The 23,710-nt window shown below is 69.8% G+C and carries 23 protein-coding genes; 8 read left to right on the top strand and 15 right to left on the bottom strand.

All coding sequences use genetic code 11. The features are described 5' to 3' along the window. Positions 1–106: 106 nt before the first annotated feature. Entirely contained in the window at positions 107–589 is a 483-nt protein-coding gene (locus tag ACFWIW_RS11685; RefSeq protein ID WP_240597912.1) for a helix-turn-helix transcriptional regulator, read from the bottom strand. A 353-nt stretch (positions 590–942) separates the two neighbouring features. Then, positions 943–1,098 (bottom strand): hypothetical protein, encoded by a 156-nt coding sequence (locus ACFWIW_RS11680; protein WP_162182762.1) that lies wholly within the window; start codon positions 1,096–1,098, stop codon positions 943–945. Between the two features lie 133 nt (positions 1,099–1,231). On the opposite strand from ACFWIW_RS11680, the gene ACFWIW_RS11675 reads away from it, so the two are divergent. Then, positions 1,232–2,017, top strand: a complete 786-nt coding sequence (locus ACFWIW_RS11675) for a crotonase/enoyl-CoA hydratase family protein (protein ID WP_378368394.1) — start codon at positions 1,232–1,234, stop codon at positions 2,015–2,017. A 10-nt stretch (positions 2,018–2,027) separates the two neighbouring features. After that, on the top strand, positions 2,028–2,552 hold the full coding sequence (locus tag ACFWIW_RS11670; RefSeq protein WP_378368393.1) for a GNAT family N-acetyltransferase: 525 nt from the start codon (positions 2,028–2,030) through the stop codon (positions 2,550–2,552). Positions 2,553–2,566: 14 nt separating this feature from the next. On the opposite strand, the gene ACFWIW_RS11665 is transcribed toward ACFWIW_RS11670, so the two are convergent. Together ACFWIW_RS11665 and ACFWIW_RS11660 are read right to left on the bottom strand one after the other, a co-directional pair. Beyond that, positions 2,567–3,715, bottom strand: a complete 1,149-nt coding sequence (locus tag ACFWIW_RS11665; RefSeq protein ID WP_378368392.1) for a CaiB/BaiF CoA transferase family protein — start codon at positions 3,713–3,715, stop codon at positions 2,567–2,569. Positions 3,716–3,744: 29 nt separating this feature from the next. Then, positions 3,745–4,896: an acyl-CoA dehydrogenase family protein gene (locus ACFWIW_RS11660; protein ID WP_126734982.1), complete on the bottom strand. Its 1,152-nt coding sequence runs from the start codon at positions 4,894–4,896 to the stop codon at positions 3,745–3,747. A 61-nt stretch (positions 4,897–4,957) separates the two neighbouring features. On the opposite strand from ACFWIW_RS11660, the gene ACFWIW_RS11655 reads away from it, so the two are divergent. The 3 genes from ACFWIW_RS11655 to ACFWIW_RS11645 all read left to right on the top strand — a co-directional run bounded on the left by ACFWIW_RS11655 (position 4,958) and on the right by ACFWIW_RS11645 (position 8,204). Next, complete coding sequence (locus ACFWIW_RS11655) at positions 4,958–5,614, top strand: TetR/AcrR family transcriptional regulator (RefSeq protein ID WP_378368391.1); 657 nt, start codon at positions 4,958–4,960, stop codon at positions 5,612–5,614. A 76-nt stretch (positions 5,615–5,690) separates the two neighbouring features. Continuing rightward, complete coding sequence (locus ACFWIW_RS11650; RefSeq protein WP_378368390.1) at positions 5,691–6,473, top strand: hypothetical protein; 783 nt, start codon at positions 5,691–5,693, stop codon at positions 6,471–6,473. A 117-nt stretch (positions 6,474–6,590) separates the two neighbouring features. Next, entirely contained in the window at positions 6,591–8,204 is a 1,614-nt protein-coding gene (locus tag ACFWIW_RS11645) for a succinic semialdehyde dehydrogenase (RefSeq protein ID WP_378368389.1), read from the top strand. A 44-nt stretch (positions 8,205–8,248) separates the two neighbouring features. On the opposite strand, the gene ACFWIW_RS11640 is transcribed toward ACFWIW_RS11645, so the two are convergent. The 8 genes from ACFWIW_RS11640 to ACFWIW_RS11605 form a co-directional block, all read right to left on the bottom strand. Continuing rightward, the gene (locus ACFWIW_RS11640; protein WP_378368388.1) at positions 8,249–11,275 is read right to left on the bottom strand and encodes an AAA family ATPase; all 3,027 of its coding nucleotides are present in this window, start codon (positions 11,273–11,275) and stop codon (positions 8,249–8,251) included. A 63-nt stretch (positions 11,276–11,338) separates the two neighbouring features. Next, complete coding sequence (locus tag ACFWIW_RS11635; RefSeq protein WP_378368387.1) at positions 11,339–11,551, bottom strand: hypothetical protein; 213 nt, start codon at positions 11,549–11,551, stop codon at positions 11,339–11,341. Between the two features lie 160 nt (positions 11,552–11,711). Further along, on the bottom strand, positions 11,712–11,921 hold the full coding sequence (locus ACFWIW_RS11630) for a DUF397 domain-containing protein (protein ID WP_378368386.1): 210 nt from the start codon (positions 11,919–11,921) through the stop codon (positions 11,712–11,714). A 12-nt stretch (positions 11,922–11,933) separates the two neighbouring features. Then, positions 11,934–12,821, bottom strand: coding sequence for a helix-turn-helix domain-containing protein (locus tag ACFWIW_RS11625; RefSeq protein ID WP_378368385.1), 888 nt, complete (start codon positions 12,819–12,821; stop codon positions 11,934–11,936). Positions 12,822–13,278: 457 nt separating this feature from the next. Beyond that, positions 13,279–14,178 (bottom strand): acyl-CoA thioesterase II, encoded by a 900-nt coding sequence (tesB, locus tag ACFWIW_RS11620; protein ID WP_378368384.1) that lies wholly within the window; start codon positions 14,176–14,178, stop codon positions 13,279–13,281. Between the two features lie 424 nt (positions 14,179–14,602). Next, the gene (gene pyk, locus ACFWIW_RS11615) at positions 14,603–16,027 is read right to left on the bottom strand and encodes a pyruvate kinase (protein WP_007033718.1); all 1,425 of its coding nucleotides are present in this window, start codon (positions 16,025–16,027) and stop codon (positions 14,603–14,605) included. A gap of 111 nt (positions 16,028–16,138) precedes the next feature. Next, positions 16,139–16,804: a DUF2461 domain-containing protein gene (locus ACFWIW_RS11610; protein WP_378368383.1), complete on the bottom strand. Its 666-nt coding sequence runs from the start codon at positions 16,802–16,804 to the stop codon at positions 16,139–16,141. 72 nt (positions 16,805–16,876) lie between these two features. Then, positions 16,877–18,097, bottom strand: a complete 1,221-nt coding sequence (locus ACFWIW_RS11605; protein ID WP_378368382.1) for a glycoside hydrolase family 18 protein — start codon at positions 18,095–18,097, stop codon at positions 16,877–16,879. A gap of 164 nt (positions 18,098–18,261) precedes the next feature. Between ACFWIW_RS11605 and ACFWIW_RS11600 the strand changes: the two genes are divergently transcribed. Then, positions 18,262–18,570: an ArsR/SmtB family transcription factor gene (locus ACFWIW_RS11600; protein ID WP_378368381.1), complete on the top strand. Its 309-nt coding sequence runs from the start codon at positions 18,262–18,264 to the stop codon at positions 18,568–18,570. Here the strand turns inward: ACFWIW_RS11600 and ACFWIW_RS11595 are convergent. Further along, complete coding sequence (locus ACFWIW_RS11595) at positions 18,564–18,905, bottom strand: winged helix-turn-helix transcriptional regulator (protein WP_378368380.1); 342 nt, start codon at positions 18,903–18,905, stop codon at positions 18,564–18,566. The genes ACFWIW_RS11600 and ACFWIW_RS11595 overlap by 7 nt on opposite strands. A 105-nt stretch (positions 18,906–19,010) precedes the next feature. Here ACFWIW_RS11595 and ACFWIW_RS11590 point away from each other — a divergent pair, with 105 nt between their 5' ends. Then, the gene (locus ACFWIW_RS11590) at positions 19,011–19,481 is read left to right on the top strand and encodes a group II truncated hemoglobin (protein WP_051972594.1); all 471 of its coding nucleotides are present in this window, start codon (positions 19,011–19,013) and stop codon (positions 19,479–19,481) included. A 36-nt stretch (positions 19,482–19,517) separates the two neighbouring features. Further along, complete coding sequence (locus ACFWIW_RS11585) at positions 19,518–20,960, top strand: aromatic amino acid ammonia-lyase (RefSeq protein ID WP_240597925.1); 1,443 nt, start codon at positions 19,518–19,520, stop codon at positions 20,958–20,960. Positions 20,961–21,028: 68 nt separating this feature from the next. Here ACFWIW_RS11585 and ACFWIW_RS11580 read toward each other — a convergent pair whose 3' ends face one another. Beyond that, on the bottom strand, positions 21,029–22,534 hold the full coding sequence (locus ACFWIW_RS11580) for an amidohydrolase family protein (RefSeq protein WP_378368379.1): 1,506 nt from the start codon (positions 22,532–22,534) through the stop codon (positions 21,029–21,031). A gap of 133 nt (positions 22,535–22,667) precedes the next feature. Next, the gene (locus ACFWIW_RS11575) at positions 22,668–23,693 is read right to left on the bottom strand and encodes a 6-phosphofructokinase (RefSeq protein WP_034322513.1); all 1,026 of its coding nucleotides are present in this window, start codon (positions 23,691–23,693) and stop codon (positions 22,668–22,670) included. Positions 23,694–23,710 lie beyond the last annotated feature (17 nt).

Here is a 23,710-nt window from a genome sequence, read left to right as displayed (position 1 = left end):
CGATCACGACCGATGCTCGAACAACGAGCCCGCGCAGGTTAGCGTTACGCGGTAGCCGAGATCGCCCCTGCCACGCCGGTTCACCCGCGCGTGCGAGAAGTTCTCATCAGGCGGACTTCTGCTGCCTCGCCAGCCGCGCCACGCACCAGGCCGGGGCGCTGCCGCGGCGAAGGTGCTGCAAAACGGTCATCGGGCCGAGACGACGGCTCAGGTCGGACGGGGCGAGCCCGGCCGCGCGGTAGTCGAGCGCGCGCTGGTCGAGCGGGCTGATCCCGGCGTCCCACCAGGCTTCGGCCTCGGCGACGTCGCCCACCATCTGCCACCAGCCCGCGGCCGCGACGAGGAGGTCCTGCGGGACCTCCGGGAGACGACGGCTCATGGCGTCGAGGTAGCCGGGGTCGGCGGCCTCGACCGGCGCCCAGCGCGCCTGACCGGACTGCTGGCGCTGGCCGGGGATGCCGGGAGCCTGCCTTGGCACGTCGGCCAGCCACGCCGACGCGATGCGGTCGGCCTCCTGCTCCTCGGGGGTCTGCTCACGCTCGGCCGCCCACTGCCGGATCAACGCATCGACTCCGGGATCTCCGGTCATCCCTGCCTCCTCATGATTCCCCGACTGACAAGTCCTGACTTACTTGCCCGGCTGGAAGTTCCCGCTGCCCTGGGGCTCGCACCTGCGGAAACTCCTCGCCCAGGAGGCCGGCTCCGGCGCCTGGAGGACCAACCGATCACGCAATGTGAGCACCGTAGGGGCGCGGAGGTCTTTTCCGCCAGAGCTTCCAGGGCACGAATTCGTCGACCAGCGGGTTTTCGGGGCCAATCCACCCGGATGGTCGAGTCGTCCGACCGAAATCCGAGACGGGTGACGCTGAGTGATAACACCAGGTGGCTGCGCACGGTGATCACCGGCGTTGCCGAGGACACCGGTGATCACCGGGATGAGGGTCAGGAGAAGAGGCTCCGGACGAACGTCACGATGGCTTCGGCACCGGACCGGAGCCAGCCGAGCGCGGTGTGGACGGCATCGGCGGATTGCGTCGGCCTGCTGATCAGAAAGAAGAGCACGAGCGCGACGACGGCGATCACAACGAATTTCTTCAAGCCGGGCGACATGGCTCCATCCCATCACACCGTAGTGTCCAGACGATGACTCCGCGCGCACTGCGGACTTTGTCACCACTTTAAGGAGAACCGGGCCCTGTTGCCCACCCGTATTCGCCTGAGGGAGCGATCGATGAGCGAAAACGTTCTCGTCCACCGGGACGGGCCGGTGACGACGATCACGCTGAACCGTCCCGCGGCCCGCAACGCGGTGGACGGGCCGACCGCCGCCGCGCTGGCGGACGTGTTCCGCGCGTTCGACACGGACGAGGAAGCCGCGGTCGCCGTCCTCACCGGTTCGGGTGACGCCTTCTGCGCCGGAGCCGATCTGAAGGCCATCGGCACCGACCGCACCAACTCCCTCAGCCCGGCGGGCGACGGGCCGATGGGCCCGTCACGCATGATCCTGTCGAAGCCGGTGATCGCCGCGGTCCACGGGCACGCCGTCGCGGGCGGGCTGGAACTGGCGCTGTGGTGCGACCTGCGCGTCGCCGACACCACGGCCGTCTTCGGCGTCTTCTGCCGCCGCTGGGGCGTGCCGCTCATCGACGGCGGCACGGTGCGCCTCCCCCGGCTGATCGGCCACTCGCGGGCGATGGACCTGATCCTCACCGGCAGGCCGGTCGACGCCGACGAGGCGCTCGCCATCGGTCTCGCGAACCGGGTCGTGCCGGACGGCGAGGCGCTGGCGGCCGCGCAAGCGCTGGCACGCGAACTGGCCGCGTTCCCCCAGGCGTGCCTGCGCGCGGATCGCAAGTCCGCGTACGGCCAGTACGGGCTCACCGAAGACGAGGCGATGCGGGCCGAGTTCTCGAACGCGTTGATCAGCGGCGGGCTCGCCGAGGAGGCCGTCGTGGGCGCCGGCCGGTTCAGCGACGGCGCGGGGCGTCACGGCAGTTTCGACGGCCCGCGCCCCTAGGGTCTGTCGGATGACAGAAACCGGAGTCGCGCTCAGACCGGTGTCCGAAGAAGACCTGCCGATGCTCGAAGCGCTCACGAACGATCCACGGGCCGCGGGCCCGTTCGAGTGGCACGGCTGGCACGACCCGCACTTCCTGCGCCGCCGCTGGTCCGAGACCGGCATGCTCGCGGCGGACAACGGGATGCTGATGATCGAACTCGGCGGGCAGCGGCTCGGTTTCGTCTCGTGGCACAAGACCAGGACCGGCTCGACGTCGTACTGCTGGAACGCCGGGCTCGTGCTCATCCCCGAGGCACGCGGCCACGGCTACGGGACCGAGGCCCAGCGCTTGCTGGTCCGCTACCTGTTCGCGCACACGCAGATGAACCGGGTCGAGGCGTCGACGGAGGTCGACAACGTCGCCGAGCAGCGCTCCCTGGCGAAGGCGGGCTTCACCAGGGAGGGCGTGCTGCGCGGCTACGGGTTCCGGGACGGGGCCTGGCGCGACCACGTCCTCTATTCGGTGCTGCGGTCCGATCCCGACGTGGGCTGAAAGCGTCCTTCAGCTCACGCGATGGTGCCCGCGGCCCTGAGCCGTTCGATCCCGTCGGCGTCCACGCCGAGTTCGGCGAGGACCTCGGCGGTGTCGCCGCCCTTGGGCCGCGGCGGTTCCGGCGTCTCGGCCGGCGTGCGGTCGAACCTCGGCGCGGGCGCGGGCTGCAACATGCCGCCGACGTCGACGAACGTCTTGCGCGCGACGTTGTGCGGATGCGACGGCGCCTCCTTAGGGGAGAGCACCGCCGTCAAGCACGCGTCGGTGCCCTCGGCCTTCGCCACCAGTTCGTCGCGAGTGTGCTTCGCGACGGCCTCGGCGACCATCTTGCGCAGCTTCGGCCACTCGTTCTTGTCGACGTGGACCGGGGTCTCCTCGGGGTCGAGCCCGAGCACCTTCACCAGGTCGCCCCAGAACCGCATCTCGATCGCGCCGATGGCGACGTACTTGCCGTCGGCGGTCTCGTAGGTGTCGTAGAACGGCGCGCCGCCGTCGAGCATGTTCTCGCCGCGCCCGCCGGACCACAGCCCGGAATCCAGCAGTCCGTGCAGGCTGGTGGTCAGCAGTGCCGCACCGTCCACCATGGACGCGTCGACCACCTGTCCCTTGCCGGACGTCTGGCGTTCGAACAGTGCCGCCAGCACACCCATCGCGAGCAGGAGGCCACCGCCGCCGAAGTCACCGACGAGGTTGAGCGGGACCACCGGCCGCTGCCCGGCGTGCCCGATGGGTTCGAGCGCGCCGGAGATGCCGATGTAGTTGATGTCGTGCCCGGCGACGGTCGCCAGCGGGCCGTCCTGGCCGTAGCCGGTCATCCGGCCGTAGACCAGTCGCGGGTTGCGGGCGTGGACCTGCTCCGGTCCGATGCCCATCCGCTCGGCGACGCCGGGACGGAAACCCTCGATGAGCACGTCGGCGTCGTCGGCGAGTTTCAGCACCAGTTCGACCCCCTCGGGGGTTTTGGTGTTGATGCCGATCGACCGCCTGCCACGCGCGAGCGGATCGTTCGGGAACCCGATGACGTCGTTGCCCGGTGTCGCCCGGTCGATCCGGACGACCTCCGCGCCGAGATCGGCGAGGATCGTGCAGGCGAACGGCGCCGGGGCGAGCCCGGCCAGTTCGACGACCTTGAGCCCGCTGAGCGGGCCGGCCTTTTTCGCCACGTTTTTCCTTCCTGCGCCAACGGTTTCCGCTAGAGCGTGCGGGAGATGATTTCCTTCATGATCTCGCTGGTGCCGCCGAAGATACGGGAGATCCGGATGTCGGCCCACGCGCGCGCGATCGGGTACTCGGTCATGTAGCCGTAGCCGCCGAAGAGCTGCAGGCAGTCGTCGACGACCTTGTTGACCCGTTCGGTGGTCCACAGCTTCGCCATCGCCGCGCCCTGCACGTCGAGTTCCTTGCGCAGATGCCGTTCGATGCACTGGTCGAGGAAGGCGCGCGACACCGCGGCCTCGGTCGCGGCCTCGGCGAGCTTGAACTTGGTGTTCTGGAAGTTGTAGACCGGGCGGCCGAAGGCCTGGCGATCCTTGGTGTAGGCGATGGTCTGGTCGATCGCGGCCTCCATCCCGGCGACCGCGGTGACCGCGATGATCAGCCGTTCCTGCGGCAGCTGCTGCATGAGCTGGATGAAGCCGAGCCCTTCCTGCGCGCCGAGGAGGTTGGCGGCGGGGACGCGGACGTCGTCGAAGTTCAGCTCCGCGGTGTCCTGGCCCTTGAGGCCGATCTTGTCGAGGACGCGGCCGCGGCTGAAGCCCGGGGTGTCGGTCTCGACGGCGATCAGCGAGACACCCTGCGCGCCCGCGTCCGGGTCGGTCTTCACCGCGACGACGACGAGGTCGGCGTGGAAACCGTTGGTGATGAACGTCTTCGCGCCGTTGATCACGTAGTGGTCGCCGTCGCGTACCGCGCGGGTCTTGATGTTCTGCAGATCCGAACCCGTGCCGGGTTCGGTCATCGCGACCGCGCCGACCATCTCACCGGAGGCGAACTTCGGCAGCCACGCCTTCTTCTGCTCCTCGTTCGCGTACTCCAGGATGTAGTGCGCGACAATTCCATTGTGGACGGTGACGCCCCATGCGCTGTCACCGGAGCGGGCCTGCTCCTCGTAGAGCACGGCCTCGTGGGCGAACGTGCCGCCGCCACCGCCGTACTCCTCCGGGATGGACAGTGCCAGCAGGCCGACCTCACCCGCCTTCGTCCACAGCTCGCGGTCGACCTTCTTCTCGGCCGCCCAGCGCTCCTGGTTCGGCACGAGTTCCTTCTGGCAGAAGGTCCGGGCGAGGTCCCGGAGGTCTTCGAGCTCCGTCGTGCTCCACGAACTCTTCTGGATCTGCAAGGGCACGGCCAACGCCTCCTGATCGGACCTGGAAAACATGACGCTTAGGATGTAAGTTCCATTCGGAATGTACATCCGTACCGAGCTGCACGTAAAGGGGGCTGATCCGGTGAGTGTGCTCGGCAGGACCCACCGCACCCAGGCCGAGCGACGGGAGCAGACCCGCGCCGCCCTGCTCGACGCGACCATCGACTGCCTCGTCGACCTCGGCTACGCGCGCACCTCGGTGCAGGAGATCTGTGCCCGCGCGGGCGTCTCGAAGGGCGCCGTGCAGCATCACTTCTCCGCGAAGGCCGAACTCATGGCCGCGGCGGTCGAGCATCTGACAGAGAAACTGCGCGGACGCCTGGCGACGTCGATCTCGGCGCTCCCCGGTGGCGCCTCCGGTGTCGCGGCGGCGATCGACCTGCTCTGGGAGGGCTACTCGGGCACGCTGTCCACGGCCGCGACCGAACTGTGGGTCGCGGCGCGCACCGACCCCGAACTCCGCGAGGCGATCCGCCCGGTCGACCGGGCACTGGGCCGCTCGACACTGGAGCACGTCACCGCGGTCGCCGGTGACCTCCCGAAGGAACGCGCGGAAATCCTCTTCTGGCTCACCGTGAACCTCACCCGCGGCCTGGCGCTGGACGCCGAACTCGGCGGTGATCCCCAGCGTCGACGGCAATTGCTCGACGAATGGAAACGCGTCGCGGTCCTGTTGTACGAGGACGGCCCCACGTAGCGAATGGCACTTATCTCCTTGGCCGATTCGTGGTGGAATTCCTTGCCGGCCACCAAAACCGGCGGAGGAGCCGACCATGAGCGCGCCGCAGCAGCAGCCGTACCAACAGACTGGCCCGTTCAGCTCAATCCCGCCCTCCGACGCGCGGCTCCCGCGCCTTTTCGCCGCGATGATGGGGGTTTTCGCCGGCCTGCTGGTACTTCTCGCGACTTTCCTCCCGCAGTCGACGTACGAACAGATCTCCGAAGGCAAGCCGGTGTCGAAATTCGCCGAAACCGGCTGGACGCGGACCTTCGACATCGAGCCTTCGGCCGAGGAGAAGGAGTTCTACGACAAGACCCACGTCGCCCGCTACGGCATCCCGCTGTCGGCCGCCGCGCTGACGCTGTTCGCGGGGGCCGCGGTGGGTTTCGCCGCGTACCAGCGGAGTTCGACCTCCATCGCCGCGACGACGTCGAGGACGCTGCTGGTCGCCGGCGGCGCGGGGACCGCGATCGGCGTCTGGATGCTCGGCATGGACATCTCGGCGAGCCTGAGTTTCGGACAGGACACCGGCCGCTTCGTCTCGCGTTATGGGACCGGCAGCGGTTTCTGGATCCTGCTCGCGGGCGCGCTCGTGGCGTTGCTCACCATCGGGCTGGCGATCGTGGCCAACCGGCGTGAACCGGCGCAGCCCCGGCAGGTCCCTTATCCGGTCGCCTACCCCCCTTACGCGCCCGGCGTCCCCCAGCAGCAGTATCCGCAGCGACAGTCCTACGAGCCGCCGTCTCCCCCGACACCGCCCGCGGGGTCCGCGTTGCAGCAGCAGGACATCCTGCGTCCGTCCCCGGACAACCCGCCACGCCCCGACAATATGTGAAACTTATTCATATCAGCGGTGGACAGTCTCCATACCGGCAGTATGCTGTACTCGTCGGTAACACCTGGGCTCTGCGTGGCGCCTCCCCGGCTCCGCGCGACATGGAACGGAGACGGCATGACGAGCACGACACCGGCGAGCGCGGGCCACCACACCGAAGGACCGGCCACCATCGGCGACGTCCCCGGTGCCCCGGCCGCGGCCAGGGCGGAACGGCTTGTGCGCCGGGTCGTGGGCGGGGCGGATTCCGCGCCGGTCCAGATGCGCGCGCCGTTCACCGGGCAGCCGATCGCGACGCTGCCCCAGGCCACCGACGCCGACGTCCGCGCCGTGTTCGACCAGGCCAGGGAAGCCCAGCGCGCGTGGGCCGAGCGGCCGGTCGAAGACCGCCAGCGCATCCTGATCCGCCTGCACGACCTGGTCCTGAAGCGCCAGGAAGAGGCGCTCGACCTCGTGCAGATCGAGGCGGGCAAAGCCAGGATGGACGCCTTCGACGAGGTCAGCGCCACCGCGCTCGTAGCCGCCTACTACGGCAAGCACAGCGCGAAGATCCTTTCGCCGCGACGCGCCGCCGGGCTGATCCCGGTGCTCACGAAGGTCGGCGAGATCCGGCACCCCAAGGGCGTCGTCGGGATCATCTCGCCGTGGAACTACCCGCTCGCGCTGACCGCGATGGACGTCCTGCCCGCGCTCGCGGCCGGCAACACCGTCGTGCAGAAACCGGACAACCAGACCGCGCTCTCGGCGCTGTGGCTGCAGGAGGTCGCCGAGGAGGCCGGGCTGCCCGCCGGTGTCTGGCAGATCGTGCTCGGCCGGGGTTCGCGGATCGGTGACGCCCTGGTCGAGGAATCGGACTATCTCTGCTTCACCGGGTCCACGCCCACGGGTAAGGGGCTCGCCGCGAAGGTGGCGGAGCGGCTGACGAGCTACTCGCTCGAACTCGGCGGCAAGAACCCGATGATCGTGCTGCCCGACGCGGATATCGCCAAAACCGCCACGGGCGCGGTGACCGCGTGCTTCTCCTCCGCGGGGCAGCTGTGCGTCTCGGTCGAGCGCATCTACGTCCACGAGTCGATCCGTGAGGAGTTCACCCGCGCCTTCGTCGCCAAGACCGCCGCGCTGCGGCTCGGTGGCGCGCTGGATTACCGGGCGCAGATGGGATCCCTGACGTCGGAGGCCCAGCTCGCGACGGTGTCGGCGCACGTCGAGGACGCCCGGTCCAAGGGCGCGAAGGTGCTCACCGGCGGCAAGGCCCGGCCCGACCTCGGCCCGCTGTTCTACGAGCCGACCGTGCTCACCGACGTCACCGAGGACGTCAAGCTGTTCGCCGAGGAGACCTTCGGGCCGGTCGTGTCGATCTACGGCTACACCGACGTCACCGATGCGATCGAGCGCGCCAACGACACGAAGTTCGGGTTGAACGCGAGTGTGTGGTCACGTAACGGCCGGGCGGGCTGGGAGGTCGCGGCGCGGCTGAAGGCCGGGACCGTCAACGTCAACGAGGGCTTCGCGGCGACCTTCGGGACCGTGGGGCTGCCGATGGGCGGGATGAAGGAGTCCGGGGTCGGACGGCGCAACGGCGCGGAAGGCCTGCTCAAGTACACCGAGGCCCAGGCGATCGCGGTGCAGCGCGGGATGCCGCTGCGCCCCGGCAAGGGAATCCCGCCGAAGCTGTGGGCGCGAGGACTGAGCACGGGCCTGAAGGCCCTCCGCCGCCTCCCGCGCCGCTGACCAACCTCGTGAGTGGTAAGGACGGTTAGAACCGTCCTTGCCACTCACGAGGACGAAGAGGGGGCGGCCAGGAGGCCCCGGTCGTACGCGATCGCGACGGCCTCGGCCCGGCGGCTCGCGCCGAGTTTCGCCATCACGCGCGAGAGGTGGACGCTCACCGTCTTCTCGCTGATGTACAGCTCTTCGCCGACCTGCCGGTTGGTCCGGCCGAGCGCGACGCGCTCCAGCACGTCGCGCTCCCGATCGGTGAGCGGGTCGACGACGTCACGCCGCGGCGCCACGGCCTCTCCGGGAAGCTCGACGCGCGCCCGGTGGCTGAGCTCCCGGACGGCTTCACGCAACGGGCAGGCGCCCAGCCGATCGGCCACCGCGTGCGCGGCCAGCAGCTCCGACGCGGCGAGCGCGGTGTCGCCGTCCGAGGCCAGCAAGGACTTCGCGTGCTGCAGACGGCACATGGCCTGCTCGTACACCGCGCCGTACCCGAACGCCTCGACCGCCTTCGCCCACAACGCCGGATCCCCCGCGCCGTGCAGGCACGCGCCGAGCGCCTCCAGCCGGGCGAGCCACGCCAGCGCCTCCGGGCCCAGCGACACCGAACGCGGGATGCCGTGTTCGGCGCAGTGGCGGCCGTGGGCGAGCAGCTTCTCACCCGCTTCCACCGCGGCCTCGACCGTCGCCAGATCGCCGCGCACGCGGGCTTCGGCGGCCTGGGCGACGGCCGCGGTGAGACCGTGCACGCTGATCCGGATCCCGCCGAGCACCGCGGGTTCGACCTCTTCGAGCCAGTCGATCAGTTCCCGCGCCTGCCGCACCGCGCCCGCGTGGTCCCCCCGCCACGACGCGAGCTGGATCGCGGCGTCGCCCGACGCGAGCGCGATCGAGTAATCCGCGCTCCAGTGCTGACGCAGGCTCGGCAGGATCTTGTCCGCGTCCGCGAACCGGCCCTGTCCGACGACGAACTGCGCCCAGATCCCCAGGAATCGTCCGGCGACGACACTGGACACCCCGCGCCCCGCGCGGCCCGCGTCGTCGTCCTCCGGCCAGTCCCCGCTGACGTACCGCAGCGTCAGATGCTTGGTCCGCAGCTCGATGCCGAACGAGCTCCACGTCAGGCCGGTCTCCTTGGCCCGCTGGATGCCCTTGGCGTAGTACTTCAGCGCGGACCGGATCTCGGCCCGGTCGTCGTAGCTCAGCCCGAGGAAATGCAGCGCCCGCAGCTCGCCGTTGAGCGCGCCGGAATCCCTGGCCTTCCGCTCGGCCTCGCGCAGCCGCTCCCGCGCCTGCTCGACGTCGCCCGCCGAGTCGGCGAGCGTGCCGAGCGAGACCAGCGCCGCCGCCTCCGCCCCGCCCGCGCCGACGGCCCTGGCGTCGGCGACCGCGGCCAGCGCGCACTGCAGCGCCTCGTCGTGCCTGTCGATCAGCCGCAGGATCCCGGCGCGGGTGGCGAGCACCCACGCCCGCGCCGCGCTCGCCTCGGTGTGTTCGACCAGCTTCCAGGCCTTGTCGATCGCCTCGACGACCTCGTCGAGCGTTCCGTCCACCGAAAGCAGCGCCTCCGCGTGCCGCCGCCAGACCTTGGCGGCCCGCTCGTTGCCGGTGTCCGGGCCGAGGGCCTCGGTCGCGGACCGCGAATAGGCGACCGCGCGTTCCGGCTCCCCCGACGTGCTCGCGAAATACGACGCCTCGTGCAGGAGGCGGAGCTCGTCGACGTCCGGCGGCCGGTCCGCCGCGGGCACGGCGTCCCAAATGGACAGTGCCTGCTCGACGTGCCGCAGCGCGGAGCCGGGCGCGCCCAGCTTCTCCGCCTCGTCCATCGCGCTCAGCAACGCGGCCAGCGCGGTGACGAAATCCTTGCTCTCCAGGCTGTGGTGCGCGAGCCGCGCGTGCTGGCCCCGGCCCTGTGTCCGGTTCCGGATCCGCGCCGCGTACGCCGCGTGCATACGCACCCGCTCCCCCGGCAGCAGGTCGCCGTACACCGCTTCCTGCAGCAACGCGTGGCGGAAGGTGTAGAAACCGTTCTCGATCACCAGTACGTGATGCTGCACGGCCTCGCGCAGCGCCTCGTCGAGTTCGAGCTCGTCCAGCCCGGAGATCTCGGCGAGCGCGGCGTGCGCCACCGCGTCCTTGGCGACCGAGACCACGCGCAGCACCCGGCGCGTGATCTGGGAAAGCTGCTCCACCCGGGCGAGGAGCACTTCGGCCAGCCCGGCGGGAAGCTCACGGCAGTCCTTCGCGGACGCGAGCAGCTCCTCGACGAAGAACGGATTTCCCTCGGACCGGGCGACGATGTCGGCGATCATGTCCTGGCCGATCGGCTCGTCGGCCAACGCCTCGACGAAGGCGCGCGCGTCCTCGGCGCCGAACGGCTTGACCTCGACGCGTTCGACCGCGCCCAGCCGCACCACCTCGGACAGCAGCGCCCGGAGCGGATGCCGCCGGTGCACGTCCTCCTCGCGATAGCTCGCCACCACCAGCAGCCGCTGGGTGCGAAGCCTCGTCAGCAGGAAGGACAGCAGGTTCCGGGTGGAGCCGTCGGCCCAGTGCAGGTCCTCCAGCAGGATCACCACGGGCCGGCGCTGCGCGATGACGGTCAGCACCCCCAGTACCGCGTCGAACAGCTGGAGCTGGCCGAGGTCCCGTTCGGGACCGAGGCGTTGCGTCGACGCCCGTTCGCTCGCGGTGAGCTGACCGTCTTCGATGGCGGGGTAGTCCTCCGCCTGCTGCATCTGCGGGAGCAGCCTGCCCAGCGCCGGCCGGGCCCGGACCGCGGCGGTGACCGCGGGGTCGGACGTCGTCGCCAGCGGCGCGAGCGCCTCGGCGAACGGAAGATAAGGAAGACCGCCCTCATGGACGTCGATACAGCGCCCGGTGAGCACCAGGGCGCCCGCGCCCGCGGCGTACTCGCCGAGCGCGGTCAGCAGGCGGGTCTTGCCGACACCGGCGTCACCGGAGAGCAGCACCGCGCCGGCCTCGGCCCGTTCTGCACGGGCGAAGGCGGCGCGGAGCTGCCGCATCTCCTGTGTGCGGGCGACGATCGGGATTCCGGAGCCAAGACGGGGCACGAGGTGCATTCTTGCCTACCGGACCGACAACTTCGCCTGTGTTTTCGCCGAGAGCTTCATCGCACTCGACCTCTACCGGGTGATGTCGCCGCTGCGGGCGGGCACGTGCCGGGCCTCGCGGCGCTCCTGGGCGGGCACCTGGACTTCGGCGCGGTTCGCGCGGATCCGCTTGCTCGCGCGGCGGGCCCGCTCGACCCACATGCTGCGGCCCGCTCGCTGCAGCTCTTCCCGCCGGTACTCGACCTCGGCCAGTACACCGGTGAGAAGGGCGTCGTTCGTGTTCATCTTTTCCCCTTAGGAACTCACTGCCTTGTTGGTAGTGACGAGATTCGTCCTGAGGGGTGCCCTGAGGCATCGGGTGATCACCTACACCCGGACGTGATTCGACCCCTTACGCCGGCCCATTCCCTGCTCGGGGGGCGTAAGGGGTCGAGTTCGAGGGTGTCTAGCCGTGATCGGGGCCACTCGCGCGCACCGCACCGAGCAGCCCGCGCCAAGCCTCCGGCGAGAGGCGGAAGGCACCTCCCTCAGGGTCCTTGGAGTCCCTCAGCGCGGCACCGGAACCGGTGAAGGCGACCTCGACACAGTCGTTGCCGCCACCGCTGTGGCTGCTCTTGAACCACCGGGCCTGGGAAAGGTCATCGTTGGGCGTCATGCTCCCCACTCCTTACTTCGTTTCCAGGGACTTCTCCGGGAGGGCCGCCTGTTCGGCGAACCTGCCGGCGGCCTCGGCGATCACCTCGACCGAGTCGTCCGGCTTCAACGCGGCGGCACGCAGATGGTCGAACATCAACGCGTATCGCCGGACGTCCGGGGGTTCCTCCAGGTAGAGCCCGCTGGAGGTGCTGTCGACGTAGACCACGTCGGTGTCGGCCAGTTCGGGGAAGCCCATGATGAGGAACGGACCCTCCATCCCGGGATGGGCACCCGCGCCGAACGGCACGATCTGGACGGTGACGTTCGCCCTCGCCGCCATCGTGACCATCCGGTACAGCTGTTCCGCCATCACCTCGGGCCCGTCGACCACGCGGTGCAGGACCGCTTCGTCGATGACGGCCCAGTACTCCGGGGGCGAGGGATCGGTCAGCAGCTCCTGCCGCGCCATCCTCGCCGCCACCCGGCGCCTGATCTCGGCGTCCTCGGCGTCGGGCCGCATCGCCCTGATCACGGCCTTGGCGTAGCGCTCGGTCTGCAGCAGGCCCGGCACCAGCAGCGCCTGGAACGCCCGCAGCGAACTCGCGTCCGCCTCCAAACCGACGAAAGTGCCGGTGAACACCTCGTTGTACGCGTGCCACCAGCCGCGTTTACGGGCTTCCCTGGCCAGCTGGACGAGGGCTTCCTGCTCGTCGCCGGCGATGCCGTACAGCTCCAGCATGTCGCGCGCGTCGCGCGGGGTGACACCGACGTGCCCCGTCTCGATGCGGCTGACCTTCGACGCGGAGCATTCGAGCTTCTCGCTCACCTCGTCGATGGTGAGGTCGGCCGCCTCGCGCAACCGCCTCAGCTCGCTCGCCAGCCGCCGGCGGCGCACGGTGGGTCCCTGACCCCTCGTCATCACGGCACCTCCACAAGCTGTCCGAGCAACACCGATCGCGACACGGCGAGGAGAACAGTGTTCTTCTGACCCCGCACGAAGCACATCTAACCAGCCCGAGACACATTCGGTGAGATGGTCACACGACCATTTTCACCCACGCGTCGATTTTCATCCTGCAAATTGCAGATTGCCGTTGTAGGTTGGGCATTGTGCAACGCGGTACGCCCGCCCTCACCGGCGGCAGCGGACCCGCTCGCGACCCGGGCGCGGGGCCGCGAGCTGCACCGATGGGGTTCCGGAAGGATACCCGTCGAAGCCGGATACACCCCCGGTGCGGGGCCGGAGCCGTCCCCCGATCGGTTCCGGCCCTCCCTTTTATGCCCGCACCCATTCGGTAATACTCTGGCTCCAGATGTTAATGCGTTTCGCCATTCCCTCTAAAGGGTGGACAAGACTGGATCCCGACTGCGGAACGTCACACGACCCGGAGAAGACCTTCCTGTACGACGGTGGCGATATGCGTTCCGTCCGCGGCGAAGAACCGGCCGGTCGCCAGCCCGCGGGCACCCGACGCCGTCGGCGACGCGCTGTCGTAGAGGAACCATTCGTCGGCCCGGAACGGGCGGTGGAACCAGAGCGCGTGGTCGAGGCTCGCGCCGAGCACCTTGTCGAGATCCCAGTAGACGCCGTGGCGCGCGAGGACCGAGTCCAGGAGCGTCATGTCGGAGGCGTAGGTCAGGACGCAGACGTGCAGCAGCTGCTCGTCCGGGAGTTTGCCGTCGGCCCGCATCCAGACCTGGTTCCTGGCGGGCCGGTCGCCCGACTTCCTGGTCACCCACGGCGGATCGTTGACGTACCGCAGATCGATCGGGCGCGGGCGGTCGAGATGGCCCATGAAGTAGCCCTCGGCCCGTTCCTGCAGCGTCGGGAGCGACTCGGGGGCCGGGACGTCCGGCATGGCCTCGGAGTGCTCGATACCGCCCTCGTCCTTCTGGAACGAGGCCGACAGGGAGAAGATCGCCTTGCCGTGCTGGATGCCGACGACGCGGCGGGTGGTGAACGAGCGGCCGTCGCGGATGCGGTCGACCTCGTAGACGATCGGGACACTCGGGTCGCCGCCGCGGATGAAGTACGCGTGCAGCGAGTGGACCTTCCGCTCCTCGGGGACCGTGCGGCCGGCGGCGACCAGCGCCTGCCCCGCGACCTGCCCGCCGAACACCCGCACCGGCGAGTGGGCAGGCGAGACGCCGCGGAAGATGTTCTCCTCGATCTTCTCCAAGTCCAGCAGCGCGACCAGCCGGTCGAGCACGGGCTGTCCGCCCATCCCGCCGGCGTTGTCGAAACCGGCCGCGGCTTCCCTGGCCATCTCAGTCATGTCCTGAACTTTAGGCCGTGCGGGTGCCCGGAGCCTCCGTGAGGCGGGACGTTTGTCGCGAAGGCCACCTTCGGGACACCTCGGTCGGTACCGGCAGACCGATCACCCGTGATCGGAGGCGGATCACGCGTGTTTCCAGCCGGAAGACACGGTAGGGAACCCGGCCTCGGCGAGTTCCGCCTTCAAGCACGCGTGTCGCGGTCTTGGGCACGCGTCCGAGGTCCGTTCACAGCACCCGCCACGGGCTGAAGGGGCCCTTCACCGCATGGCATGTGACGAAAAGGCCCCTTCGCCACACGGACGCGGCAACAGCGAGCTTCCCCCCGGGGTCGCGCCGCCTTCGGGACACCTCGGATGCCGTGAAGGCCTCCTTGAGGGACCCAGAGTCCCTCAAGGAGGCCTTCACGGACTTGCGTCAAACGGGTCAGGCGTGGTCGTCTTCGCCGAGCCGGTGCACCCGGATGAGGTTGGTCGAGCCGACGGTCCCGGGCGGGGAACCGGCCACGATGACCACCAGGTCGCCCTTGGCGTACTTGCCCATTTCGAGCATCGCGTGGTCGACCTGCTGGATCATCTGGTCGGTGGAGCCCACCTTCGGCACGATCCGCGTCGTGGTGCCCCAGGTCATCGCGAGCTGGCTGCGGACGCTCTCCTCCGGCGTGAACGCCAGCAGCGGCAGGCGCGTGTGCAGCCGCGCGAGCCGGCGGACGGTGTCACCGGACTGGGTGAAGGCGACCAGGGCCTTCGCGTTCAGCCGCTCCCCGATGTCACGGGCCGCGTAGGAGATGACGCCGCGCTTGGTGCGCGGGACGTGCGACAGCGGCGGGACGACCGGCGAGTCGGTCTCGACCGCTTCGATGATCCGGCCCATGGTCTTGACCACGTCGATGGCGTAGCGGCCGACGCTGGTCTCGCCCGAGAGCATGAGCGCGTCCGCGCCGTCGAGCACCGCGTTCGCGACGTCCGAGGCCTCGGCGCGGGTCGGGCGGGAGCTGTTGATCATCGACTCGAGCATCTGCGTCGCGACGATGACGGGCTTCGCGTTCTCGCGGGCGATCTGGATGGTGCGCTTCTGCACCAGCGGGACCTGCTCCAGCGGGAGCTCGACCCCGAGGTCACCGCGGGCGATCATCACCGCGTCGAAGGCGAGCACGATGGCTTCGAGGTTGTAGACCGCTTCGGGCTTCTCGATCTTCGCGACCACCGGGAGGCGTCCCTTGCCGACGCGGTCCATCACCTGGTGGACCAGGTCGATGTCGGCGGGCGAGCGGACGAACGACAGCGCGATGAAGTCCACGCCGAGTTCCAGCGCGAACTCGAGGTCTTCGATGTCCTTTTCGGACAGCGCCGGCACGGACACGTCCATCCCCGGCAGGGAGACGCCCTTGTTGTTGCTGACGGGGCCGCCTTCGGTGACCTCGCAGACGACGTCCGGGCCCTCGACCTGCTTGACCACGAGGCCGACCTTGCCGTCGTCCACGAGGAGACGGTCGCCGGGCTTCGCGTCGTCGGCGAGTCCCTTGTAGGTGGTCGAGACGCGGTCGTGCGTGCCCGCCACGTCCTCGACGGTGATGCGCACGATGTCGCCGTTGTGCCACTCGACCGGCCCGCCCGCGAAGGTGCCGAGACGGATCTTCGGCCCCTGGAGGTCGGCGAGGATGCCCACCGCGCGGCCCGATTCGGCGGCGGCGGTGCGGATGAGGTCGTAGACCTGCTTGTGGTCGCTGTGCGTCCCGTGGCTGAAGTTCATCCTCGCGACGTCCATCCCGGCGTCGACGAGTTGCCGCATCTTCTCCGGCGTAGCGGTCGCGGGGCCCAGGGTACAAACGATCTTCGCGCGTCGGCTCACGTTCGCACAGCGTAGTCCCTCATCGCGGCTACGTCTGTACCGATACCGAAAGTTCAAGAAAAGTGTCAGTTGACCTGGGCGAGAGAGGAACCACCGAACCTGGTTCGGCGGTTATCGGCGCGGCTTCTCGCTCGGGCCGACGCGGTCCCGCGCCCATTCGTTGAACGCGCGGACCTGCCGCCACGCCTTCCGCACCCGGTCGAGGGCGCCGCGTTCGTGCAGGATGTCGTCCGGCTCCCAGCCACGGACGGCGTACACCGAGCGGTACTTCAGCAGGTCGATGCGGGGATGGTCCTCGGCGAAGCCGCGCGGCTTCGACTTGAGCCTGTCCCCCTTGACCTCCCAGCCCGCCTTCTCCAGCTTCGCGAGGATCTTGGCGAGCTCGGCGCCCCGGAGTTCCGTGTCGACGGCCTTGCGGAAGCGGGCGAGCTGATCGGACTCGAAGTGGAAGCAGCCGCCACCGACGCGCAGCCCGGCCGGGCCGACCTCGACGTAGTACGCGCCGCCGCCGCGGCCCTGCTCGATCACCGCGCCGCAGTGGGTCTTGTACGGCGTCTTGTCCTTGGCGAACCGGACGTCGCGATACGGGCGGAAGACCTTGCCCTCGCCGAAGCCGTCGCCGAACTCCGGGACGAGTTCGGCGAGCAGCGCCTCCATCGGCGCGCGGACGTCGGCCTTGTAGGTGGCGAGGTTCGCGTCCCAATAGGACTTGGAGTTGTCCGCCTCGAGACCGTCGTAGAAGTCGATGGCGTACTCGCCGAAACCCTCGAAACCCATGCGGTGACCGTAATCCTCACCACCGACAGAAGCGCGTGAAGGGGGCCTTCACGCGCTTCTGCCGGAGAGGGCTTACTTGGCCAGCGCGGTGATCAGCTCGCCGTCGGCCGTGTCACCGGACAGCTCCCAGAAGAACGCGCCGCCGAGACCCTGATCCTTGGCGTAGGCGACCTTGCCGCCGATGGTCGCCGGGGTGTCGTAGCTCCACCAGTCGCTGCCGCATTTGGCGTACGCGGTGCCCGCGACGGTGCCGGTGGCCGGGCAGGTGGTCTTCAGGACCTTGTAGTCCTGGATGCCCGGTTCGGTGCCCGCCGCCGGGCCGGTCGCGGTGCCGCCAGGGGCCTCCTGGGTGACGCCGGTCCAGCCGCGGCCGTAGAAGCCGATGCCCAGCAGCAGCTTGTTCGCCGGGACGCCCTTGCCCTTCAGCTTCTGGATCGCCGCGTCGGAGTGGAAACCGGCGGTCGGGATGCCCTCGTAGCCGGTCAGCGGCGAGTGCGGGGCCGTCGGGCCCTGCGCGGCCCATGCGCCGAAGTAGTCGTAGGTCATGACGTTGTACCAGTCGAAGTACTGCGCCGCGCCGCCGTAGTCCGCGGCGTCGATCTTGCCGCCGTCGGTGCCGTCCGCGGTGATCGCGGCGGTGACCAGCTTCGAGCCGAACTTCTCCCGCAGGGCCTGCGCGAGGTTCTTGATCGCGGCCGGTCCGCTGGTGTCACAGGAGAGACCGCAGGCGTTCGGGTACTCCCAGTCGATGTCGATGCCGTCGAAGACACCGGCCCAGCGCGGGTCGTTGACGAGGTTGTAGCAGGACTCCGCGAACTTGGCGGGGTTCTTGGCGGCCTCGCCGAATCCGCCGGACCAGGTCCAGCCGCCGAACGACCACAGCACCTTGAGGTCCGGGTACTTGGCCTTGAGCTTCTTCAGCTGGTTGAAGTTCCCGCGCAGCGCGCCGGTGTCCCAGCTGTCGGCGACACCGTCCACACTGCCCGCCGCGTCGTAGAACTTGCTGGTCGCCGCTTCGGCGTCACCGATCGCGCAGCCACCGTCGGTCACGTTGCCGAACGAGTAGTTGATATGCGTCAGCTTGCTCGCCGAACCCGACGTGTCGATGTTCTTCACATGGTAGTTCCGCTGGTAGACGCCCCATTCGGCGAAGTACCCGAGCACCTTGCCGACCGAGGCGTCCGCCGTTTCCGGTGCGGCCGAGGCCTGCTGCGCGGGCGCGGCGACGGCCAGCGCGCCGAGCGCGACGGCCGCGGCACCCAAGATCGCGGTGAACCTTTTCGAACGGGGCATGCGTTCTCCCTTCACGGTCACCAGCGGTGACGAGAGGACTGCGGCGGGACACGCACAAGCTAAGTGGACTAGACCACTCCGTCAATGGTTCAGACCAAGACTTTCGGATGGACATTTTCGAACATTCCTTGACGGAAATATGCCGCGCGGGGCACATTTCCCGGATGATGCAGACTTTCGAGATCCTCGCCGAACCGCGGCGGAGGACCATCCTCGACCTCTTGCGCGGCGGCGAAAAGTCGGTCAACGAGCTGGTCGAGGTCCTCGAACTGAGCCAACCGGCCGTATCGAAGCATCTGCGTGTCCTACGCGAGGCCGGTCTGGTCACCGTCCGCGTCGCCGCCCAGCGCCGGTGCTACCGGCTCCGCCCGGAACCGCTCGCGGAGGTCGACGCCTGGCTCGCGCCGTACCGCCGGTTCTGGGAGGACCGCATCGACGCGCTCGAACGGCACCTCGACGACGACAGTCAGTGAATAGGTAACGGCTCGAACGAGATGCCGCGGTCGGCCGCGCGCCGCGTCCCCCAGTCGTAAAGCGCCTGCAGTGCGGGGCGTAACCGCTCCCCTTCCTCGCTCAGCCGGTACTCGACGTGCGGCACCCGGCCCTCGCGGCTCTCCCGCAGCACGAGGCCGTCCGCCTCCAGTTCCCGCAGGTGCTGGGTCAGCATCTTCTCGCTGACGCCCGGCATGCGGCGCCGGAGCTCGCCGTACCGGTGCACGCCCTCCTTCAGGTGCGCCAGGATCACGGGCTTCCATTTGCCGCCGATGACGTCGACCGCGAGCTCGACCGCGCAGTGGTACCGCTTCATCGCCGCTCCCCCTTGGCACGCACCGGAAAGTAAGCGGTTGTCCCCGGCGATCCGGGGTGGTTGCCTTGCCGGACCGGGAGATCATCGCCGCTGGGAGGACCTTACGTGACAGAGACGCCGACACTGTACGAATGGGCGGGCGGGCTGGACGCCCTGCGACGGCTGACCACCGTCTTCTACGGCCACGTGCTGAAGGATCCGTTGCTGGAGCCGGTCTTCCGCCACATGGATCCCGGCCACCCCGAGCATGTGGCGGTCTGGCTGGCCGAGGTGTTCGGCGGGCCGGAGACCTACAGCGGCGAACACGGCGGGCACCGGCACATGGTCGGACGGCATCTGGGCCGGGCCATCACCGAGGAGCAGCGCCGGCGCTGGGTGAACCTGCTCTTCGACGCCGCCGACGAAGCCGGGCTCCCGGCCGATCCCGAGTTCCGCTCCGCGTTCGCCGCGTACGTCGAATGGGGCAGCAGGCTCGCGGTGATGTTCTCCCAGCCCGGCCGCGAGGTCACCGTTCCCGAGCCCATGCCGAAATGGGACTGGGGAAACCGCCCGCCCTGGCAGCCGCCGTCGGACTGAGAGCGCATAGTGGGGCGGTCTTGAAAGGAGGCCGCCGTGATCCGGGTGGACGGCCGGACCCTGCGCTGCGCGGACGTCGTGACCGCCGCGAGCACCGAGGGCCCGCTGGGAATCGACGTTTCGATCGCCGCGCTGCGAGGCGCGGAAAGCGCGTGGAAGCTCGCCGAAGAACTGAGCACCCGCAGGATCGTCTACGGCCGCACCACCGGCGTCGGCGCCAACAAGGAGGACCCGGTCGGCGAGGGCGAGTCGCCGGATCACGGGCTGCGGCTGCTGCGCAGTCACGCGGGCGGCAGCGGCGACGTCATGTCGCCCGGCCAGACCAGGGCGATGATGCTCATCCGGCTCAACCAGCTGCTGGCGGGCCGCGCCGGGCTCAGCCCCGTGCTGATCGGGGCGCTGGCCGACGCGGTGCGGACCGGGGCGCTGCCGCTCGTGCACCGGCTCGGCGCGATCGGCACCGGCGACCTCGCGCCGCTCGCGGAGACCGCGCTCGCCCTCACCGGCGAACGGCCGTGGCTGACCGGCGGGGTGCCACCGGTGCCGGTCCAGGCGGGTGACGCGCTCGCGTTCATGAGCAGCAACGCCGCGACGCTGGCCGAGGCGACCCTCGCGGCGATGCGGCTCGACACACTGACCCGGGCGAGTCACGTCGTCGCGGCGCTGACCTACATCGCGCTCGACGGGAACCCGGAGGCGTACGCGACCCCCGTGCACGAGGCGCGGCCGCACGCCGGGCAGGTCGCGTGCGCGGCGGAGATGCGGCGGCTGCTCGGGATGGAGGGCACGCCCAAACCGGGCAGGCGTATCCAGGACCCGTTCGGGCTCCGTGCTTTCCCGCAGGTGCAGGGGCCCGCGCTGGACGCGATCCACTACCTGCGCGACGTCCTCGCGGTGGAGATCAACGCCAGTACCGAGAACCCGATGATCTCGACGGTGCACCAGGACGCCTATCACCACGCGCATTTCCACACCGCGTACGTCTCGACCGCGCTCGACCAGGTGCGCGCGACCGTCCACCAGGTCGCCGAGCTGTCGGTGGCCCGGCTGGGTGATCTGGTGGAACCGGAGTTCACCGGGCTGCGGCCGTTCCTGGCGGCCGGGCCGTCGGGCAGTTCGGGCGTGATGATCCTGGAGTACGTCGCACACGACGCGCTCACCGAACTGCGGCAGGCCGCGCTCCCGGCGACGCTGGGCACGGCCGTCGTCTCACGCGGGATCGAGGACCACGCGAGCTTCTCCACGCAGGCCGCGCGGGCGGCGACCGCGGCAGGGTCGGCGTACCAGCAGGTGCTGGCGTGCGAACTGGTCGCGGCCGTCCGGGCGCTGCGGATGCGCAAGGCCGAACTCGTCTCCCTGCCCGCGCGCGACGCCTACGAGACCGCTGCGGCCGTGCTCGACCCGAGCGTCGAGGACCGGCCGCTCACCGAGGACATCGCCCGTGCGGGCGCGCTCCTGGACACCCTCGCCCGTATCTGATCCGCCTGGGTCTCGTGAGTGGCAAGGACGGTTAGAACCGTCCTTGCCACTCACGAGACCGGAGCAGCTCAGCAACAGCAACCGGTGCGCGCGAGGGAGCGCGTCCGGGCGCTCGCAGGCGGAACCGGCCGGTTCGCGGCGGCCTCGACGGCGTCGAGCATCCGCCGCCGCGCCGGCTTGTCGAGGATCCGGCCGCGGGTGATCACCGTGTCGATCTTCGCGACGTTGCGGATGTCGGCGGCCGGGTTCGCGTCCAGCAGCACGAGATCCGCCTCCTTCCCCACCGCGACCGTGCCCGACGTCGCTTCCCTGCCGAGGAACCTCGCCGCGTCGGCCGTGACGGTCTTCAGCGCCCGCACCGGCGAGAGCCCGGCCTCGACCAGGAAGGCGAGTTCCTCGTGCAGCCCGCTGCCGGGGAAGGTGTACGGATTGAGGCAGTCGGTGCCGCCGATGAGCCCGACCCCCGCTTCGTGCGCGACGCCGACCAGCCGCAGCGTCTCCTGGTAGTACCGCTCCTGGAGGGCGATGTCCGCCGGGGTCTTCGGCGCGAAGCGTTCGATGCCCATGACCCAGCTCTCGCGCACATCGGCGGGTACGTATTTCAGCCGCGGGTCCGCCTGGTGGGTTTCGGCGGGCTGCGTGACCACCCGGTTGATCGTCAGCGTCGGCGAGTGCCAAGTGCCGTTGCACCGCAGCCGCTCGAAATACGCCCGCGCCGCACCGCGGTCGTAGGTGGTGACCGACTCGAACTCCAGCCGCCGCGCCAGGTTGAAGAAGTCCCGAGGCGCCGCGGGGTCGTAGGGCGTCGTCTTCAGCCTGGCGAGGATCTCGTCGCGCCGGGACGAGCAGTGGATGGAGACCCCGAAGAAATGCTCAAGGCTGTGCTGGCCGAGGTCGCTGGCCTCGAGGTGGGACAGCTTGTACGGCCAGTGCCCGGAGAACCGCAGGCCCTGGGCTCGGGTTTCGTCCGCCACCGCGCGCACGACGTCGGGTGCGAGGTAGGAGTAGGTCTTGACGAACTCCGCGCCCGCGGCCTTCTCCGCGCGGACGACGGCCCGCGCTTCGGCCGCCGTCGACACCTGGAACACGGGCGGGCCCAGGAGCGTGACCGGCCCGTCGACGATCCCGCTCGCCAGCACGACGCGCGGGCCGAGCAGCTCACCGCGGTCGATCTTGCCCTTCGTGGCGCGGTTCTCCGCGTATCCCCACATCTCCCGGACGCCCGTGACGCCGTGGACCAGATGCAGCGGCGGGACGATTTCCTCGAGGTCCGAGCCGTGGGTGTGCATGTCCCACAGTCCCGGGACGAGGTACTTGCCGCGGCCGTCGATCACCCGCGCGCCGGTGGTTTCCGGGACCGGACCGGAGCCGACCCAGGCGATCCGGTCGCCGACGAGCACTACCGAGACGTCACGCCGAGGGGCCGAACCCGTGCCGTCGATGAGCGTGACCTGGGTGATGACGACGATCGCGCCCGTCTCCGCGGTGGCCATACCGGGCAGCAGCCCGCCGAGCGCCACCCCGGTCCCGCCGGCGGCCAGCCACCTCAGGAACTCGCGCCTGCTGGATCCCATGAGAACCGCCGCCCTTCCACCCAGATCCCCCAGGTGGACGATTCAACTCGCCGCGATGGCGGGGCCGCAACACAAGCGAAGGCCCCTTACCCGAGGTCAGCACGCAGTAAGGGGCCTTCTCCTGAAACACGGCTCAGCCGAAGAAGACCTCGGCCTCTTCGTACCGCTCGACCGGGACGGTCTTCAGCTCGGCGGTCGCCTCGGAGAGCTTGACGCGGACGATGTCCGTGCCGCGCAGCGCCACCATCACGCCGAAGTCGCCGTCGGCCACGGCGTCGACGGCGTTGAGGCCGAACCGGGTGGCGAGCACGCGGTCGTACGCCGTCGGGGTGCCGCCGCGCTGGACGTGCCCGAGCACGACCGCACGGGACTCCTTGCCGGTACGGGCGGCGATCTCGTCGGCCAGCCAGGTGCCGATGCCGCCGAGCCGGACGTGCCCGAAGGCGTCCTTCTCACCGGTCAGCAGCTTCTCCTCGCCACCCTCGGGCAGCGCGCCCTCGGCGACCACGATGATCGGCGCGTACTCCTTTTCGAAGCGGCGCTCGACCCACGATACGACCTGATCGACGCTGAAGTGCCGCTCCGGCACCAGGATCACGCTCGCGCCGCCGGCGAGGCCGGAGTGCAGCGCGATCCAGCCCGCGTGCCGCCCCATGACCTCGACGACCAGGGCGCGGTGGTGCGACTCGGCCGTGGTGTGCAACCGGTCGATGGCCTCGGTGGCGATCGAGACGGCCGTGTCGAAGCCGAAGGTGTAGTCGGTGGCGCCGAGGTCGTTGTCGATCGTCTTGGGCACCCCGACGACGCCGACGCCGTCGTCCGTGAGCCGCTTCGCGACACCGAGGGTGTCCTCGCCGCCGATCGCGATCAGCGCGTCGACCTGCTGCTCGGCGAGTACGGCCTTGATCTTGTCGACCCCGCCGTCGACCTTGTACGGGTTGGTCCGCGACGAGCGCAGGATCGTGCCGCCGCGGGTCAGGATGTCCTCGACGTCGTTCAGGCCGAGCGGGCGGCTGTCCCCGGTGAGGGGACCGTTCCAGCCGTTGCGGAACCCGACGATGTCCCAGCCGTGCACCTCGATGCCCTTGCGCACCACAGCGCGGATCACCGCGTTGAGCCCCGGGCAGTCGCCACCGCCGGTCAGCACACCGACACGCATGAGAAGCCTCCGTCTTG

Origin of the sequence: Amycolatopsis sp. NPDC058340 (genome assembly GCF_042723975.1) — a bacterium.
GTDB lineage: Bacteria > Actinomycetota > Actinomycetes > Mycobacteriales > Pseudonocardiaceae > Amycolatopsis.
Note: the sequence above shows the minus strand (reverse complement) of the source record. Positions and strands in the feature narration are given on the sequence as shown.